The organism is Eggerthella sp. 1_3_56FAA (assembly GCF_000185625.1).
Taxonomy (GTDB): Bacteria; Actinomycetota; Coriobacteriia; order Coriobacteriales; family Eggerthellaceae; genus Eggerthella; species Eggerthella lenta.
The window spans coordinates 255,466-272,639 of record NZ_GL622581.1; the positions used below are offsets into that span (position 1 = coordinate 255,466).

Annotated in this window: 21 protein-coding genes; 17 read left to right on the forward strand and 4 right to left on the reverse strand. The window is 64.8% G+C overall.

Annotated elements, in window-relative coordinates; translation table 11 throughout:
* The first annotated feature begins 2 nt into the window (after nucleotides 1–2).
* The 4 genes from HMPREF1023_RS11310 (at nucleotide 3) to acs (ending at nucleotide 4,405) form a co-directional block, all read left to right on the forward strand.
* Nucleotides 3–707, forward strand: coding sequence for a GyrI-like domain-containing protein (locus HMPREF1023_RS11310; protein WP_009306455.1), 705 nt, complete (start codon nucleotides 3–5; stop codon nucleotides 705–707).
* The gene (locus HMPREF1023_RS11315; protein WP_009306456.1) at nucleotides 704–1,624 is read left to right on the forward strand and encodes a radical SAM protein; all 921 of its coding nucleotides are present in this window, start codon (nucleotides 704–706) and stop codon (nucleotides 1,622–1,624) included. Before HMPREF1023_RS11310 ends, HMPREF1023_RS11315 begins: the two co-directional genes overlap by 4 nt.
* A 154-nt stretch (nucleotides 1,625–1,778) precedes the next feature.
* A complete protein-coding gene (locus tag HMPREF1023_RS11320) occupies nucleotides 1,779–2,372 on the forward strand; it encodes a hypothetical protein (RefSeq protein ID WP_009306457.1) in 594 nt (197 codons plus the stop codon).
* Between the two features lie 41 nt (nucleotides 2,373–2,413).
* Nucleotides 2,414–4,405, forward strand: coding sequence for an acetate--CoA ligase (gene acs, locus HMPREF1023_RS11325; protein WP_009306458.1), 1,992 nt, complete (start codon nucleotides 2,414–2,416; stop codon nucleotides 4,403–4,405).
* 72 nt (nucleotides 4,406–4,477) lie between these two features.
* Here the strand turns inward: acs and HMPREF1023_RS11330 are convergent, their stop codons facing one another.
* Together HMPREF1023_RS11330 and HMPREF1023_RS11335 are read right to left on the reverse strand one after the other, a co-directional pair.
* On the reverse strand, nucleotides 4,478–5,314 hold the full coding sequence (locus tag HMPREF1023_RS11330) for a MerR family transcriptional regulator (RefSeq protein WP_050784838.1): 837 nt from the start codon (nucleotides 5,312–5,314) through the stop codon (nucleotides 4,478–4,480).
* A gap of 197 nt (nucleotides 5,315–5,511) precedes the next feature.
* A complete protein-coding gene (locus tag HMPREF1023_RS11335; protein WP_009306460.1) occupies nucleotides 5,512–5,946 on the reverse strand; it encodes a YjdF family protein in 435 nt (144 codons plus the stop codon).
* A 288-nt stretch (nucleotides 5,947–6,234) separates the two neighbouring features.
* On the opposite strand from HMPREF1023_RS11335, the gene HMPREF1023_RS11340 reads away from it, so the two are divergent.
* Nucleotides 6,235–6,672 (forward strand): LytTR family DNA-binding domain-containing protein, encoded by a 438-nt coding sequence (locus HMPREF1023_RS11340; RefSeq protein WP_009306461.1) that lies wholly within the window; start codon nucleotides 6,235–6,237, stop codon nucleotides 6,670–6,672.
* A gap of 33 nt (nucleotides 6,673–6,705) precedes the next feature.
* Entirely contained in the window at nucleotides 6,706–7,146 is a 441-nt protein-coding gene (locus HMPREF1023_RS11345; RefSeq protein WP_009306462.1) for a DUF3021 family protein, read from the forward strand.
* Nucleotides 7,147–7,170: 24 nt separating this feature from the next.
* Here the strand turns inward: HMPREF1023_RS11345 and HMPREF1023_RS11350 are convergent, their stop codons facing one another.
* Nucleotides 7,171–7,599, reverse strand: a complete 429-nt coding sequence (locus tag HMPREF1023_RS11350) for a pyridoxamine 5'-phosphate oxidase family protein (RefSeq protein ID WP_009306463.1) — start codon at nucleotides 7,597–7,599, stop codon at nucleotides 7,171–7,173.
* Complete coding sequence (locus HMPREF1023_RS11355) at nucleotides 7,596–8,036, reverse strand: DUF3788 domain-containing protein (RefSeq protein WP_009306464.1); 441 nt, start codon at nucleotides 8,034–8,036, stop codon at nucleotides 7,596–7,598. The genes HMPREF1023_RS11350 and HMPREF1023_RS11355 overlap by 4 nt, the downstream gene beginning before the upstream one ends.
* 470 nt (nucleotides 8,037–8,506) lie before the next feature.
* Here HMPREF1023_RS11355 and rsxC point away from each other — a divergent pair, with 470 nt between their 5' ends.
* From rsxC to HMPREF1023_RS11410, 11 genes are all read left to right on the forward strand, one after another.
* A complete protein-coding gene (gene rsxC / locus HMPREF1023_RS11360; RefSeq protein WP_231566125.1) occupies nucleotides 8,507–9,784 on the forward strand; it encodes an electron transport complex subunit RsxC in 1,278 nt (425 codons plus the stop codon).
* Entirely contained in the window at nucleotides 9,785–10,768 is a 984-nt protein-coding gene (locus HMPREF1023_RS11365) for an RnfABCDGE type electron transport complex subunit D (RefSeq protein WP_009306466.1), read from the forward strand.
* On the forward strand, nucleotides 10,765–11,373 hold the full coding sequence (locus tag HMPREF1023_RS11370; protein ID WP_227111404.1) for an FMN-binding protein: 609 nt from the start codon (nucleotides 10,765–10,767) through the stop codon (nucleotides 11,371–11,373). Before HMPREF1023_RS11365 ends, HMPREF1023_RS11370 begins: the two co-directional genes overlap by 4 nt.
* Nucleotides 11,373–12,080: an electron transport complex subunit RsxE gene (rsxE, locus tag HMPREF1023_RS11375; protein WP_009306468.1), complete on the forward strand. Its 708-nt coding sequence runs from the start codon at nucleotides 11,373–11,375 to the stop codon at nucleotides 12,078–12,080. Before HMPREF1023_RS11370 ends, rsxE begins: the two co-directional genes overlap by 1 nt.
* The gene (locus tag HMPREF1023_RS11380; RefSeq protein ID WP_009306469.1) at nucleotides 12,080–12,673 is read left to right on the forward strand and encodes an electron transport complex protein RnfA; all 594 of its coding nucleotides are present in this window, start codon (nucleotides 12,080–12,082) and stop codon (nucleotides 12,671–12,673) included. Before rsxE ends, HMPREF1023_RS11380 begins: the two co-directional genes overlap by 1 nt.
* A gap of 12 nt (nucleotides 12,674–12,685) precedes the next feature.
* Nucleotides 12,686–13,489, forward strand: coding sequence for an RnfABCDGE type electron transport complex subunit B (locus HMPREF1023_RS11385; protein WP_009306470.1), 804 nt, complete (start codon nucleotides 12,686–12,688; stop codon nucleotides 13,487–13,489).
* A complete protein-coding gene (locus HMPREF1023_RS11390) occupies nucleotides 13,461–14,633 on the forward strand; it encodes an FAD:protein FMN transferase (RefSeq protein ID WP_232228716.1) in 1,173 nt (390 codons plus the stop codon). The genes HMPREF1023_RS11385 and HMPREF1023_RS11390 overlap by 29 nt, the downstream gene beginning before the upstream one ends.
* On the forward strand, nucleotides 14,630–15,031 hold the full coding sequence (locus HMPREF1023_RS11395; protein ID WP_009306472.1) for a NusG domain II-containing protein: 402 nt from the start codon (nucleotides 14,630–14,632) through the stop codon (nucleotides 15,029–15,031). The genes HMPREF1023_RS11390 and HMPREF1023_RS11395 overlap by 4 nt, the downstream gene beginning before the upstream one ends.
* Entirely contained in the window at nucleotides 15,006–15,569 is a 564-nt protein-coding gene (locus HMPREF1023_RS11400; RefSeq protein WP_009607810.1) for a Gx transporter family protein, read from the forward strand. The genes HMPREF1023_RS11395 and HMPREF1023_RS11400 overlap by 26 nt, the downstream gene beginning before the upstream one ends.
* A gap of 160 nt (nucleotides 15,570–15,729) precedes the next feature.
* A complete protein-coding gene (locus tag HMPREF1023_RS11405) occupies nucleotides 15,730–16,509 on the forward strand; it encodes an SDR family oxidoreductase (protein WP_009306474.1) in 780 nt (259 codons plus the stop codon).
* A 9-nt stretch (nucleotides 16,510–16,518) separates the two neighbouring features.
* Nucleotides 16,519–16,866, forward strand: a complete 348-nt coding sequence (locus tag HMPREF1023_RS11410) for a hypothetical protein (RefSeq protein WP_009306475.1) — start codon at nucleotides 16,519–16,521, stop codon at nucleotides 16,864–16,866.
* Nucleotides 16,867–17,174: the final 308 nt, after the last annotated feature.

Here is a 17,174-nt window from a genome sequence, read left to right on the forward strand (position 1 = left end):
GCATGGCGTTCGATTTCAAGAAAGAGTACAAGGACCTCTACCTGCCGAAGACCAAGCCCGAGCTCATCGACGTGCCGCCCATGAGCTTCATCGCGGTGGCCGGCACGGGCAACCCGAACGAGGAAAACGGCTCGTACGCCGGTGCGATGGGCCTGCTGTACGCCTTCTCGTACACCATCAAGATGTCGAAGATGGGCGCCTGGCAGCCCGACGGCTACTTCGACTACACGGTGCCTCCGCTTGAAGGCCTGTGGTGGACAAGCGACGAAGCGTTCGACGGGCAGCGCATTTTGGAAAAGGACGCGCTCTCTTGGATCTCGCTCATCCGCCAGCCCGACTTCGTCACGCCCGAAGTGTTCGCCTGGACCGCCGAGCAGGTCGCGGCGAAGAAGCCCGAGCTCGATCTGCGGCGAGCCCGCCTCGTGCGGTTCGCCGAAGGACCGTGCGCGCAGATCATGCACAAGGGACCGTACGACGACGAGCCCGCCACCATCGCGCAGATGGAGGAGTTCGTCACCGCGTCCAGGATGGTCGACGACATCGCGAACCCAGCGAGCAGCGAGGCCATGCTGGACGCGCTCGATGCGCACGGAGGCGTGCCCGCAGTGCGCCTGCACCACGAGATCTACCTGGGCGATCCGCGCCGCACCAAGCCGGAGAACCTCAAGACGGTGATCCGCCATCCCGTGAAGCCCGCGTCCGCATGAGCGACGCGGCCTCTGCCGCCGCGCCCTGCCCCGTCGTCCGCGCGCGCTCGATCCTCCAGAAAGTGCGCTACGACGGCAACGAATGGTTCGGCATCGACTACAACATGAACCTGTACCGCGGCTGCTGCCACGGCTGCATCTACTGCGACAGCAGAAGCGAATGCTACCGCATCGACGACTTCGACCAGGTGAGCGTCAAGTTCGACGCATTGGCCATCCTGCAGCGCGAACTGCGCAGCCGCCGCGTGCGAGGCATCGTGGGCGTCGGCGCCATGTCCGACACGTACAACCCGTTCGAGCGCACTCTGCGCGTGACGCGCGGTGCGTTGGAGCTGATCGAGGAATTCGGCTTCGGCGTGTCGGTGGACACGAAGAGCACGCTTATCACGCGCGACATCGACGTGCTGAGCGCCATCGGAGCGGCGGGCGGGGCCATCGCGAAGATCACCGTCACCACGGCCGACGACCAGCTGGCGCGCATCATCGAACCGCACGCGCCCTCGCCTAGCGAGCGCTTCGCCGCGCTGGCCGAGCTGGCGGACGCCGGGGTGTTCTGCGGCGTGCTATTCACGCCGACGCTGCCGTTTGCGACGGACGACGATGCCACGGTGCGCGGCGTGGTGGAAGGCGCGGCAGCGGCTGGCGCGCGGTTCGTCTACCATATGACGGGCGTCACCATGCGCGACCGCCAGCGCGACCACTTCCTCGACCGCATCGCAGCCGTGGATCCCACGCTGCCCGAGCGCTATCGCGCGGCATTCGGCGACCGATACTTCTGCAACAGCCCCCGCGCAACCGAGAACCGCGCCCTCTTCCGCTCGCTGTGCAAGCAGCACGGTCTGCTTTGGTGCATGTCCGACATCATCGCCGCCTACAAGCCCTCCCAACCTATGGGAGCGCAGACGAGCCTGTTCTAAGCATGTAAATCGCCGTTCGCAGCCGAGAACCCGCCAATCGCGGGCATAGTCGCCGCGCGCTCGTTGACCCTGTAATCGTTACAGCCCCCATGATGGCCGTACGTCACCGCGCGAATCCGATCCCCATTCCCATCGAACGAAGAGGAGGACGACAATGAAGGTAGCGAACAAAGAGATGAGCGTACGGAAACTCTGGACCTCGAACGAACTGCTCGACGCAGTCAGCGCCCGGAAGGCCGTTTCCATCGGGAAACTCCGCGGCGAGGCTCTGCGCGCGGCGCTGAGCGAGATGCGCGACCCCGAGCTTATGGCCTTTCTCTCGAACGTCGACGTGAGCCGCGTAGCCAAGATCGTAGCCGTATCTTCCATCGACGACATCGACCTCCTGCTTGCCATCGCCGCCGGCAACGGTCCCAGCTTCGTCAGGAGAAACGCGCTGCACCGCATCGACGAGCTATGCGATCGCACGCCCCTCGACGTTCGCGACGCGCAGCGCCTCGTCGCCTGTTTGAGCGAGAAGAGCCTCATCGCCTTCGCAGTCGCGCTCATGGACATGAGCGATTACGATTGGCCTTCCCACTGCGACGTCACCTCGGTAGGCGCGCTGTGCGAGGCTCTGTACTCCTGCACGAGCATCCACGAGACCGTATTGCTCGAAGACGCTTGTGCCCACCTCGCGCATCGCCGTCCCGACCTGCTGTCGAGCATCGGCGCCTGCGCCCCCGACCACTACCCGATGGTGGCCTGATCCTTTTCGATTTCTCGCGTCCGCGCAGAAGGGAGTCCTCAATGAACCGCAACACCCGCAACGCCTTCATCAGACAAATGCTCCAAAACGAAACGTCCATCGAGCCCTCGCCCGAATTCAGCTACAACGCCCTCATCAAAAGCCGACAGGACTACGACGCCATGTACAGCCGCTCCATCGCCGATCCTGAGGCTTTTTGGGCCGATATGGCCACCGAGCACCTTGACTGGTTCAAACCGTGGGATGCCGTCGAGGAATACGATTTCGACTCGGATGAGCCGTTCGTGCGCTACTTCCGCGGCGGGGAGCTTAACGCATCTTGCAACTGCATCGATCGCCACCTGAACGGGCCGCGCAGGAACAAAGCCGCGCTCATCTGGCAGGGCGAGCCCACCGAAGAGGTGGACGTCTACACTTACCAGCGTCTGCATCGCGAGGTGTGCAAGGCGGCGAACATGCTCCGCCGCCTCGGCGTGCGAAAGGGCGATCGCGTGGTGCTGTACATGCCCATGGTCCCCCAACTCGCGATCAGCATGCTGGCGTGCGCTCGCATCGGCGCTATCCACTGCGTGGTGTTCAGCGGCCTGAGCGCCGAATCGCTGAAGGATCGCATCGTCGACTCGGGTGCCACGGTGGTCATCACGTCAAACTACGGATACCGTTCGGGCAAGATCCTGAGACTCAAGGAAATCTGCGATAAAGCCCTTGACATGTGCCCCCAGGTCGAGAGCTGCGTCGTCGTACGCCGCATCGAGAAACGCACGGCCATGAAGGCGGGGCGCGATTTCTGGTGGGACGACGTGCTTGCTCCCGAGGCGCCCCAATGCGAGCCGGAGCGGATGGAAGCGAACGATCCCCTGTTCATCCTCTACACGAGCGGCAGCACGGCGAAACCGAAGGGCATCCTGCATGGCACCGGCGGCTATCTGCTTTACGCCACCCTCACCTCGAAGTACGTGTTCGACCTCAAGGAACATGACATTTTCTGGTGCACGGCCGACGCCGGCTGGATCACCGGTCATTCCTACCTCGTGTACGGGCCGCTGTCGAACGGGACGACGTCGCTCATGTTCGAAGGCGTGCCCAACTTCCCCAAGCCCGACCGTTTCTGGGAGATCGTTGAGAAGTTCGGCGTCAACATCCTGTACACGGCCCCGACCGCAGTGCGCTCCATGATGAAAGACGGCGACCGCTGGGTGAACGAGCACGACATCTCGACCTTGCGGCTGCTCGGCTCGGTAGGCGAGCCCATCACCTCGAAGGCTTGGATGTGGTACTACTCCACCGTCGGTCACGGCATGTGCCCCATCGTCGACACGTGGTGGCAAACCGAGACGGGCGGCATCATGATCACCTCGATACCCGGCGCAGTGGACATGAAGCCAGGATCGGCGGCGCTACCGTTCTTCGGCATAGAACCGAGGGTCATCGGAGCGGACGGAGCCGAGGCCGATGCCGGCGAGCGCGGCAGTCTCGTGCTGACGAGGCCATGGCCGGGCATGATGCTGGGCGTGTACGGCAACGCGAAGGCTCACAAAGACGTGTACTTCCCCACCCCCGGCTACTACCTCACGGGCGATGGCGCCTATCGAGACGAGGATGGCTACTTCTGGATCACGGGTCGCATCGACGACGTGATGAACGTGTCGGGCCACCGCATCGGCACGGCCGAAGTTGAAAGCGCGCTCGTCTCGTACTCGCAGGTCGCAGAAGCAGCCGTCGTAGGGTACCCGCATCCGGTGAAGGGCGAGGGCATCTATGCCTACATCACCGTCAAAGAGGGAACGGTCATCGACGCCGACCTGCGCGACCGTCTGTTCGTGCACGTACGGGAGAGCATCGGGCCCATCGCCACGCCCGATGTCATCCATTTCGCCAACGCGCTGCCGAAAACGCGCAGCGGTAAAATCATGAGACGCATCCTGCGTAAAATCGCCGCGCAGGAGACGGAGGATCTGTGCGACATCTCCACGCTGTCCGAGCCTTCCGTGGTGCACGAACTCATCCAAGAGACGAAGCGCATGAGCGCCTAGAAGGCCCGCTCGCGCACGAAGGACCGCCCGCGATCCGTCGAACGGATCGCGGGCGGTTTCGCGTCGGGCGGCTTACATATCGACAAGCACCGAGATATGCAACAGGTAGTCGTCCGCAGAGTCGGACATGAGATACGAGTTCATATCGAACTCGTACACCGGCCCCACGAGATCGAGACCCTCTTCTTTGACGTAGTCCAGCAGCTTGGCATAGGATCGCGCAACCGTGCTCGTGCCGCCCCTATGAAGAATGACCGCGTAATTGCCCCGCGGTTTGCACGCCAGACGACCCTCCAGAAGCGCGGGGTGGGAAGGGGGCGAGATCCAGGTGATGAGCTTCGTGTAGACGAAGTCTTCAGGGTGATCGGAACAAGGAAAGTGCACGATACGACCCAGGGGAAACTTCGTCACGCCGGCAGACGATTTGCAAAACTCGGCATGCTCGCTCACGGCCTGGGCGAACGCCTGCTGCGTGCGCTCAGGCTTTACGTCGGTCGTGATGAGCCACGTTTCGTCCCAGAACGACAGTCTCGGTTTATCCTTCGGGAACAGCAAAGCGCGCTGGGTGATGTAGCGCATCTTCTCGATCATCCCGATGCGCGCGTCCAACACATCGCGCTGCTTCTTCATCTTCTCGATGCCCGCCTGCGTGGCCTCGAGGAAGAGGTCGGTGGTACGGTTATCGAGATAGGTCTTCACCTCTTTCATGGACATGCCCGTATCGAGGAAGAACCGAATGGCGTCCATAAGGTACAGCTGCTTGAGCGAATAGTAGCGGTAACCGTTCTTGCCGATTACCTTCGGCTTCAACAAACCGACCTTGTCGTAATGGATGAGCAGTTCCTTGCTGACGTTGCACATCCGAGCAAACTCCCCGGTGGAGAGAAGCAGTGTCGAGGGTGGCTGCATGTCATCCTCCTTTTTGCCGCGCCCTCTTGGGGCGTTTGCTTTGAGTATACCGTGCATGAAAGATATTTCCCCTGATATATACGGGTAAGGACGCAAAACGACCGCCAGCGCGCGTCCCTTCGCATGACCTCTCGCGTCGCAGCGCGGGAAGCGGCACGCCACGCAGAGCATCAAGGGAGAATGAGGATTCCAGGCCTCTACTTTCCGCGATGCTTCTGCTTTCGTTTCTGCCGCCTGAGAGCGAATCGACGCTCGGCTTGCGCTTGGCGAGCCTCGCGGGCCAAGGCTCTGGATTCGATTTTGCGCGCCTCGTAACTGACGCTCATGGCCTGCTGGGCTTTCGTGCCGACGCCGGCTCGCTCCACGAGCTTGCGCGCCTCGCGCTGACGACGCTTCGGGTTCGCATGGGAGAGCACGGCATCCTTCGCGTCGGACGGGTCGGCCGCCATGTCGAACGAAAGCGTCGCCCACCGGCGCACGACGAACTCCAACAGCTCGACGTCGGCAGGCTCGACGGCGCCGAACACGACGCGGCACGCGCCATAGCGGCCCTCGTCCGCATGCTCGAAGATACCGACCCAGAATTGGCCGTCATGAAGCACGGTCAGCGTGATCGAGGTGATGACCTGCATGGTTGAACCTCCTTGTATGTGGTTGCTGCGCGAAGGACGGACAACCAAGGAGGCAGGTTACTGACGAAGCCGACGATGCGAGCGAGCGCGGCGGCGGCTTCGCGTCCGGACTACCAGCCGGACCGTGTTTTTACCTTCGCACGGGCATCATACCAAGAGAGCGCCCGCCGGTGCAACTGGGGAGCGCGTCCATGCAACACACGTCGGACGGCCTTGTGCGCGAGCAGCGCTTTCGGCATACTGACGGCGTTGGCCAACCATCTGACCGCCCCAACGTTAGGCACATCCATGAACGTCACCATCACCGAGAACCCCCGGCTCGCCGATATCGAGGTCACGCTGGCGTGCCCGCGCATCGACGAGCGTGTGCAGCGCATCGTCGCCGGGCTGAATGCCTTCGACCGCAAGCTCGCCGGCGAGCGCGACGGAGCTACCTATCGGCTCGACATCGACGACGTCTGCTACGCCGAGACGGTGGACGGCCGCACGTTCCTGTACACCGAGGACGCCGTGTATCAGACGCCGCTTCGGCTGTACGAGCTGGAGGACAAGCTGGCCGGCACCGAATTCGTACGCGCATCGAAGCAGCTGCTGGCGAACTTCGACCACGTGGTCGCCATCCGCCCCGCCCTCAACGCGCGGCTGCAGCTGCTGCTGGACAACGGCGAATCGGTGATGGTCTCGCGCCAATACGCGCCCACCATCAAGCGCAAGCTCGACCTCTAACGAACCCCGCCCACCTCTGCAAAGGAGCATCCCATGAAACCGTTTCTCAAGCAATTCGTTCTTGGCACCTGCGTCATGTTCACCATCTTCATGACGCTGAGCCTGCCGACGGCCTACTACTACGCCGGCCTCTCGGGCGCAGACACGCAAGGGCTCACCATCACGCTCACCCTGCTCGTCGCCTGCATCGGCTTCTCTTTCTTGCAGGGCTTCTGGTTCAGCGGCCTCATCCTCAAAAAGCTGGCCTATCCGCTGCGACTCACCGGGTTCGCCGTCACCAGCGCGGGCATGTTGTTCGCCTGCGGTTGGTTCGGCAATTGGTTCCCCCATGAAATCGAGGTGGTCGCGTCGTTCTTCATCACCTTCCTCGCCATCTTCGCCCTTGCCGCCGTCGGGTACGGCATCTACTTCAAAAAGACGGCCGGCAGCTACGACGCGGCGCTCGCGCGCTACCGCGAGCAGAACCGCCGGTAGCTCTCGCGGCACCCAGCTGGCAGGTCACGCAACCGGCACGGCGAAATCCTCGGAGCTGAAGTTCTGGTAGTAGCGGCCTCGCTCGGCCGTGAAGCGCAGCACGCAGTAGTCGGGATCGGTCACCCCCAGCGGATAGTACGTTTCGTCGCCGTCGAGCCATATCAGCTCCTTGGCCCACGCGTCTTCGAGCACTTCCATCGTGCCCTTGAGCATGACGCCGCGGAAGAACCGCCGGTCGACGAAGTAGATGCACGCCTGCGGATGAGCGCGGTAATGCGCGGCCCGCATGGACGGGGTGTTCGACGTGAAGTAGAACGTGCGGATGCCCTCGCGCTTGCGCGGCGGCAGCATGGCCTTGATCTCGGGGTAGCCGTCCTCGTCCACCGAGCCGACGAACGAAGTGTTCTGGCGGTCGATGAGGTTGCCGATGGTCTGTTCGGGGTCTCGCATCATGAGCGCGCTCCTTTCGGCGCGGCGCGCAAGAGCATGAGCGCCTCGGCGTCGCGCAATATGCCCTCGCTGGTTATTTCGATCATGAGCCAGCGGCCCATGCTGCTGTCGGCCGAGCGCTCGTACAGGGCGCGCACGTACGGGTCGGCCGTCGCGAGCAGCGCCTCGGCCTCATCCTTCTCCTTCGAGCCCACCGACACCATGCAGATGAAGAAACCGTCGCGCGGATATACCGTGCACAGCGCGCGGCCGCGCGCCTTGTACTTCACGTTCCAACCCGGAGCGCCGCCGCACCGGCTGTACTCGATGCGCGGTTTCGCGCCGTAGCTTTCGTCGATGAACGCGGTGAACGCGTCCCACAGGGGATGGTCGATATAGCCGGCGATGTCTTCCATCGTCGGCTCGCGATCGAGGGGAAACAGCTCGTGCCAAGCCGCCATGGGCATCCTCCTAGCTTCAGGGGCGAATAGACGCAGTATATCACACTGCAGCATGCTTTGATCGGGAATTTAAGAACTTATGTTCTCTATTTTTAGAGAGAGCGGCCAAAGAGGGGCGGGCGACCGGCGCAGCATGGAAGGCATCGATCCCCGGACGCATGCCGCGCCATCGTGAGCGGCACCGTCCACCGGCGAATTGCGCACGCGAGAATCGGCGCACGCGCCTTTGGCGAGCGACGTGGTTTCCCTTCACCGACGATTCCTGGAATCGGACGTGCGGCTCACGTAGGATGACCAGCATCTCATAACGCAACGAGTTGAGCGCTTCGCCTTGCCCGCAAACGGCCAGGTGAGGCTCAGTCCTATCCGCGCACCGGCCAACCGCGCCAGCCAACGCCCTTCGAGGGGAGTGAACGCCCATGAACGCCACCGCCCTATTGTCGCGATTCCGACGCACGCGAGGCGCCGTCGTGCCCCATCGCAAGGACACGGCGGAACTGGAAACCATCGACATGCCCGTCCCAAGCGAAATCGTGCTGCCCATGCAGCAGCATATCGGAGCGCTGTGCGAACCCGTCGTGAAGAAAGGGGACCACGTGGACGTGGGCAGCCTCGTCGGGCACGCGCCGCGGGGTCTGTCCGCCGACATCTTCAGCGGCGTGTCGGGCACCGTGAAGGCCATACAGCCCGTCTTCTATTCGACCGGCAAAACCGACACGACGGTGATCATCGAATCCGACGGCGCCCAGACCGTCGCGGACACGGTGGCACCCCCCGAGGTGACCGACCAGGCGTCGTTCCTCGCGGCAATAAAGAAAAGCGGTCTGGTGGGCCTGGGCGGCGCGGGCTTCCCCACCGATATCAAGCTGGCGCCGCCCAACCTCGAGGAGATCGACCTCTACGTGGTGAACGCCACGGAATGCGAGCCGTACCTGTCCACCGACTACCGCGAGATGATGGAGAGCCCCGACGACGTGCTGTTCGGCATTCGCGAGACATGCAGGCACCTCGGCATTCCGAACGCGATGATCTGCATCGAGAGCAACAAGCCCAAGGCCATCGAGCTCATGCGCGAGCTCACGAAGGACGATTCGTCCATCCAGGTGAAGGCGCTGCCCAGCCGCTACCCGCAGGGAGCCGAGAACGTGCTCGTGCACAATGCCACGGGACGCGTCGTCCCGCGCGGAAAGCGCCAGACCGACGTGGGCGTCATGTTGAACAACGTGACCACCATGGCCTCCATCGGACGCTTCCTGAAAACAGGGATGCCCCTCGTCAAAAGACGCTTCACCGTTTCAGGCGACGCCATCGCTCGCCCTTGCAACGCGAACATCATCATCGGCACGCGCCTGCGCGACGTCATGGAATTCGCCGGGCTGACGAAGGAGCCGCACAAGGTGGTGCTGGGAGGACCCATGATGGGCAACGCCCAGATCGATATGGACTACCCGGTCATCCGCCAGAACAACGGCGTGCTCGTGTTCAGCAAAGACGCCATGGAACAGCCCGCCACCACCGCATGCATCCGCTGCGGTCGCTGCACGAACTCGTGTCCCATGCAGCTGTCGCCCATCGCCATCAAGAAGGCGTACACGGTCCAGGACGCGAAGAAGCTCGACGACCTCATGGCAGATCTGTGCATGGGCTGCGGCACCTGCTCGTTCGTCTGTCCAGCCAAACAGCCGCTCGCCCAGACAAGCAAACTTGCGCGCGACTTCATGCGCGCCGAGATGGCAAGGAGGGGCTAGATGGAACATACGACGAAACGACCGCTTGTCCTCTCGACGCCGCCGCACGTGTTCGACGGCATCACCACGCAGAAGGTCATGCTGAACGTGGTGATAGCGCTCGTGCCCACGCTGATCGCCTCGTTCGTGATATTCGGCTGGCGGGCGCTGCTGGTTACCGCCGTGACCACGGCGGCCTGCGTGCTGTTCGAGTACCTATGGTGCCTGCTGCGCAAGACCCCCCAGACGGCAGGCGACCTGTCCGCCGTGGTCACGGGCTTGCTGCTGGCCTTCAACCTACCCTCCACCATCCCGCTGTACATGGCGGTGATCGGCTCGTTCGTGGCCATCGTCGTGGTGAAGGAACTGTTCGGCGGCATCGGGCGCAACTTCGCGAACCCGGCCATCGTGGCCCGCATCGTGCTGTCGGTGTCGTTCACCGCGGCCATGACGAACTACGCCGCGCCCCAGGGTTTCCTCCCCGGCGCAACCGGCGTCGATGCCGTGAGCTCCGCCACGCCGCTGGCCCCGGGCGCCGCGCAGCTGCCGTTCATGGACCTCCTGTTCGGCGTGCACCCCGGCGTGCTGGGCGAGACGTGCGGCATCGCCATCCTGCTGGGCTTCGCCTGGCTTCTGGTCACGCGCACCGTCACGTTCACCATCCCGGGCGTGTACGTGGGCACCGTCATCGTGTGCAGCCTGCTCACCGGCCACGACGTGGCCACCCAGGTGTTCTCAGGCGGACTGCTGCTGTGCGCCGTATTCATGGCGACCGACTACACGACCTCGCCCACCACGTTCAAAGGCCAGGTGATCTTCGCCGTGGGCCTTGGGCTTATCACGTGCCTCATCCGCTTCTGGGGGAACATGAACGAGGGCGCGGCGTACTCCATCCTGCTCATGAACCTCGTGGTGCCGTACATCGACTCGCTCACGGCAACCACGCCGTTGGGCGGCGAGAAGAAGCGCCGCTTTGCCCGCGCGAAGAAAGAAGGAGGCGAATGATGGCGAACGCACCCGACACTCCCGCCGCGCCCGCTCCAACCCTCTGGAACAGCCTGGTGAAGCCAGCCGTCGTCCTCGTGCTGATCTGCGCCATCGTAGGATTCCTGCTGGGCTCGGTCGACAACCTCACGTTGCCCACCATCACGGCGAACCGCGAGGCGCGCGCCTGGGCGACCTACAACGCGCTCATCCCCGAGGCGACCGACTTCGAGGCGCTGCCCTGCGACGTGCCCGGCGTGACCGCGTGCATGGAGGCGACCGACGATTTGGGCTACGCCGTCATCGCGCAGTCGAAGGGATACTCCAGCCAGGTTCCCATGGCCGTGGCCTTCGACGACGAGGGCACCATCACGAACGTCATCGGCATGGACAACACCGAGACGCCCGGGCTGGGCACGAAGGTGCAGCTGCCCGATTTCACCGACCAGTTCCTCGGCCGCACCGCCGAGCCCCTGACCATCGACGACATCGATGCCGTCACGGGCGCCACCATCTCGTCCAAAGCAGCCTTGGCCGCCGTGAACGAGGCCATCGAAGCCTATCGATCCGCTGCCGGCGAGGCGCCTGCCGCCGCCGCAACCTCGACGGAGAAGGGAGCAGCATAATGGCAGCCATCGACCAAAAGCCCTCGGCGCTTTCCGTGTTCAGCAAGGGCCTGCTCATCGAGAACCCCACGCTGCGCCAGATGCTGGGCCTGTGCCCCACTCTCGCCGTGACCACGGCCGTCACGAACGGCATCGGCATGGGCGTGGCCACCACGTTCGTGCTCGTCTGCTCCGGCATCGTGGTGTCGCTTCTGCGCAACATCATTCCCACCACCATGCGCCTGCCCGCCTTCATCACGGTCATCGCCGGGTTCGTGACCATCGTCATGATGGTCGTCGAGGCGTACCTGCCCGACCTCAATCAGGCGCTGGGCATCTACCTGCCGCTTATCGTGGTGAACTGCATCGTGCTGGGCCGCGCCGAGGTGTTCGCCTCGAAGCACCCGGTGAAGGACGCGGCGCTCGACGGCCTCGGCATGGGCGCGGGCTTCACCCTCACGCTCGTCCTCATGTCGGCCATCCGCGAGCTCTTGGGCGCGGGCACCCTGCTGGGCTTCCCTATCCTCCTCGGCATCGTCGAGCCCATGACCGTGTTCATCATGCCCCCGGGCGGCTTCGCCGTGCTGGGCGTGCTGATCGCCATCTCGGTGGTCTTCGAGATGCGCCGCAAGCGGCGCGCGGGAGAGCCGGAAGACGAGGCCATCGCATCGCAGGAAGACGTGTGCGCGTCGTGTCAGATGTGCGACCTGAAGGAGCGTGAGGCATAATGGCCGAGTACGCCGCAATCCTATTCAGCATGATCCTGGTCAACAACTACGTGCTGGTGAAGTTCCTGGGCATCTGCCCGTTCCTCGGCGTGTCGAAAAAGCTTGACTCGGCCGCGGGCATGGGCTGCGCGGTGACCGTGGTCATGGTGCTTGCCACCGCCGTCACGTGGCCCTTGCAGCAGCTGCTGAACGCGCTGGGGCTGGGCTACCTTCAAACTATCGCGTTCATCCTGGTCATCGCCGTGCTCGTGCAAATGCTGGAAATCGTCATCCGCTACTTTCTTCCCGCGCTGCACGAGGCGCTGGGCGTGTACCTGCCGCTGATCACCACGAACTGCGCGGTGCTGGGCGTGACCATCCTCGCCGTGGACGAAGGCTACAACTATCCGGAAGCGCTCGTGGCCGCGCTGGGCGCCGGTCTGGGCTTCCTGCTGGCGATGGTGCTGTTCAGCGGCGTGCGCCGGCGCGTGGACGAGGCCGAGCCGCCCAAGGCGTTCAAGGGCATGCCCATCACGTTGATCTCCGCGGCCCTGGTGTCCTTGAGCTTCATGTGCTTCGCGGGCGTGGCCGACAACCTGTTCGGCGTGCTGTAGGAAGGGGGACGAATGGACACTGTCGTTTGGACCGTTGTGCTCATGGCCGCCGTCGGCCTCGTAGGGTCGGTGCTGCTGCTGATCGTCTCGCGCAAGCTGGCCATCGGCGAGGACGAGCGCCTCACCTACCTCATGAGCATCCTGCCGGGCGTCAACTGCGGTGCCTGCGGCCACCCCGGTTGCGAGCAGTACGCGAAGGCCATGATGAACGGCGCGCCGCCCAACGCCTGCACCACCGGCGGCGACCGCGTCGCGCAGGCGCTGGCCGCGTACCTGGGCGTGGAGTCCACGGGCGTGGTGCAGCGCGAAGCGTTCGTGGCCTGCCAAGGCTCGCTCGACCATATCGACCCGCAGCTCGTGTTCAAGGGCGTTCCCAGCTGCCGCGTGTTTAGCACGCTGTCGTACAGCAGCTTGTCGTGCCCGTTCGGCTGCCTCGGCTACGGCGACTGCGCCGAAGCGTGCCCGTTCGACGCCATAGTCGTGGAGAACGGCGTGGCGCGCATCGACACGGCAGCCTGCACCGGCTGCGGCACGTGCGCGAAGATATGCCCGCGCGGCATCATCTCGATGGTCGACCAGGCCTCGTCGCCAACCGCCTCCGTAGTGACGTGCAAGAACACCATGGCAGGCGCGAAAACGCGCAAGGTGTGCAGCGTGGGCTGCATCGGCTGCCAGAAGTGCGCGAAAACCTGCCCCACCCAGTCGATCACCGTGGAGAACAACCTCGCGCGCATCGACACGGACACGTGCATCGGCTGCGGAACGTGCATCGAAGTGTGCCCGACCCATGCCATCAGCAAACTGGTGTTCCAGTGATGCCATGGTGAAGCGTTTCGCGCGACAGAACCGAACCACCCGCTCGTCCCGTCGTTCTTGGACCGGACGAGCGTTTGCTGCGCTGCTCGCGTGCGCGCTGGGCGCCGCGCTGGCCGTCGGCCCCGTCGGATGCGCGGGCGGCGAGCCCGACGGGGCGGACGTCCCGACCGCAACGGCCACCAGCTCCTTCACGGCTATGGACACCGGCATGACCCTCACCGTGCACGTCGTCAGCCAAGCCGTCGCTGACGACGCGGCAAACGCCTGCCGGCAGCGCGTCCTCGAACTGGACGAGCTGCTGGCCCCCGAGAACGCGACCAGCGAGATAGCCCGGATCAACGCCGCAAGCGGCGCGTCGACGGCCGTCTCGCCGGCGACGGCCGCGCTCGTCGCCGCGTCGCTCGACGCGGCGCATCGCACGGGCGGCGCCTTCGACCCCACGGTGTACCCGCTGACGAGCGCCTGGGGCTTCACGACCGGCGACCATCGGGTGCCCTCCCCCGACGAGGTGGCCGCGCTGCTGCCGCGCGTGGGCTACGCCGCCGTGCAGGTGGACGAAGCGGCTGGCACCGTCACGTTGGAAGACGGCGCGCAGATCGACGTGGGCGGCGTGGCGAAGGGCTTCGCAGCCGACGAGCTGCGCGCCCTGCTGCGCGAGCGCGACATAACCTCGGCGCTGTTCGACCTCGGCGGCAACGTGACGGCCCTCGGCTCCAAGCCCGACGGCTCGCCCTGGAAGGTGGGCGTCGCCGACCCGGACGACCCCGGGAAGCTGGCGGGCCTGCTCGAGGTGCGCGACGCCACGGTGTCTACCTCGGGCGCCTACCAACGATACTTCGAAGGCAAAGACGGAACGCGTTACCACCACTTGCTCGACCCCTCCACCGGCTATCCTGCCGCGTCCGACCTGGCCTCCGCAAGCGTCGTCGGCGCGGACGGCGCGCAATGCGACGCGCTGTCCACCGCCTGCTTCGTGCTGGGGCTCGACGGCGCCCTCAACCTGTGGCGCGCGGCCGCGGCGGACGGCGATGCGGCGTTCGACCTCGTGCTGATCGCCTCCGACGGTCGCACGTTCGTCACCGACGGCATCGCCGATGCGTACACTCCGGCCGCCGGAACCAACGCCCAGGTGGTGCGCTCATGAAACGCCGCGCGAGCAAAGCGGAGCTGCTGTTCGCGGCCGTCGTCGTGGCTGTGGCCGTGGGCGGGTTCGCCGTCGCGCACGCCGCGGGTGCCGCCAACCCGAGCGGCCATGCCGTCGCTACCATCGCCCGCGACGGCGTCGCGATCGAGACCATCGACCTCGATGCCGTGAAGAACCCTTACACGCTGCGCCTCGAAGACGAGCGCGGCGTGAACATGGTGGCCGTGGAGCCGGGCCGCATCCGCGTGGCCGAAGCCGACTGCCCCGACGAGGTGTGCGTGCACACGGGTTGGATCGACGGTCCTGCCACGCCCATAGCCTGCGTGCCCCACGGGCTGACCGTCACCGTCGCGCGGGAAGGAGGCGATGGCGATGGCCTCGATGCCGTGGCGCGCTAGCATCGCCGCCCCTTCCACCCTGCGCGTCTGCCGCTGCGCCCTGATGGCGGCGCTCGCGTGCGCGCTGGCTGCGCTCGAATCGCTCATCCCCGTCCCGATGCCCGTGCCGGGCATGAAGCTGGGCATCGCGAACGTCGTGACCGTGGCGGCCGCGTTCTGGCTGGGCCCCGTCGATGCGGCCGTGGTTCTGGGCGTGCGCATCGTGCTGGCGGCCTTCTTGACAGGCCAGCTGGCGACGCTGCCGTTCAGCATCGTGGGCGGCGCCTGCGCGCTGGCGGTGACGTTGGCGTTCGTCCGCTTCTCGTCGCCGAATCGCGTGCGCCTCGCCGCCATGGCGGCGGCGGTCGCGCACAACATCGGGCAGATCGCCGTGGCCGTCGCGGTCACCGGCACGCCCGAGATCGCGTTCTACCTCCCCGTTCTGCTGGTGGCGGGCATCGCGGCGGGGTTCGCCACCGGCACCGTCGCGCAAGCGGTGCTCGACCGGATTCCGCACGCGCATGCGACGGCCGACCGCGGAAAGCGCGTTCGCGCCTGACCGCTTCGGCCCCTTGTGCACCGCCCACCGAAGGACCGCGCCATGCATGACGGCTCGTCTACCGCTAACCTCGAAATCGCCGAGCACCGCGCACCGGATGCTATGATTGCCGCTGTACTAATGAATGAGCATCGGTAAGATCTGCATGAAAGGACGGCTCATGGGCATCTACGTCATCACCGGCGCCACCAGCGGCATCGGCGCCAAGACGGCCGAAATCCTGCGCGAACGCGGCCATGAAGTGGTGAACATCGACCTCAACGGCGGCGACATCAACGCCAACCTGGCCACGAAGGAAGGGCGCGCGGGGGCTATCGCCGAGCTGCACGAGCGCTTCCCCGAAGGCATCGACGCCATGATCTGCAACGCGGGCGTGTCGGGCGGCAAGGTGCCCATCTCGCTGATCATCTCGCTCAACTACTTCGGCGCCACCGAGATGGCGCGCGGCGTGTTCGACCTTTTGGAGAAGAAGGGCGGCAGCTGCGTGGTAACGTCGTCCAACTCCATCGCCCAGGGTGCGGCGCGCATGGACGTGGCCGGCATGCTGAACAACCACGCCGACGAGGATCGCATCCTCGAGCTGGTGAAGGACGTCGACCCGGCCATCGGTCACGTATACTACGCGTCCACCAAGTACGCCCTGGCGCGTTGGGTTCGCCGCATGAGCCCCGACTGGGGTTCGCGCGGCGTGCGCCTGAACGCCATCGCACCCGGCAACGTGCGCACGGCCATGACGGCCAACATGCTGCCCGAGCAGCGCGCGGCCATGGAGGCCATCCCCGTGCCCACCCATTTCGGCGAGGAACCGCTCATGGATCCCGTCGAGATCGCGAACGCCATGGCGTTCATCGCCAGCCCCGAAGCCAGCGGTATCAACGGCGTGGTCCTGTTCGTGGACGGCGGCACCGACGCCCTGCTCAATTCCGAGAAAGTCTACTAGGAGGCGACCATGGTCATCAACGATTTCGTTTCCGCGATGCAGAGCAAAGATCACGAGGCGCTGGCCGCCTGCTTCGCCGAGGAGTGCCGGCTGTTCGACTACTGCCCCTCCGTGGTGAAGCGCCAGAACTCGTTTCTGTTCGGCCGCAACGCCATCGAGATGTACTACCACAACAAGTTCATGTTCGGAGGCTTCGGCATGCTGGACCCGCGCGTGGTGAACGAGCGCACGGTGAACTTCTACGCCGATTACAACGGCACCATCATCCACGCCCTCGCCCAGATCGAGAACTGCACCGACGGCTCGTGCAGCCTCGACGACAGCCTGATCAGGGAGCTGGTGATCAGGCCGGCGTAAGAGGTCGGCGACCGTTTGCTCGCGAACGCCCGGCAAGCCCCGTGCCTGCCGGGCGTTCGCTTTTCTCAGGGCCTCATGGGGAAAGGGCGCCAAGGGTGTGTCAAGGGGACGGGTGATTTGACACAGGAAGGGGCGCCCCGACTGAACTGCGCCCCTTCCTTTCACGGCTCGTTTTCTAAGGCCTGCAATTCTTGCAGGGTTCCAACCCCATGGCCTCGGCCTCCGACCGCGTCTTCGGAATCTTGCTCTTGCTCAAAGAGGAGCAACCGTCGCGGTGGTACTTCTTGCCCGTGTTCGTGATGTACACG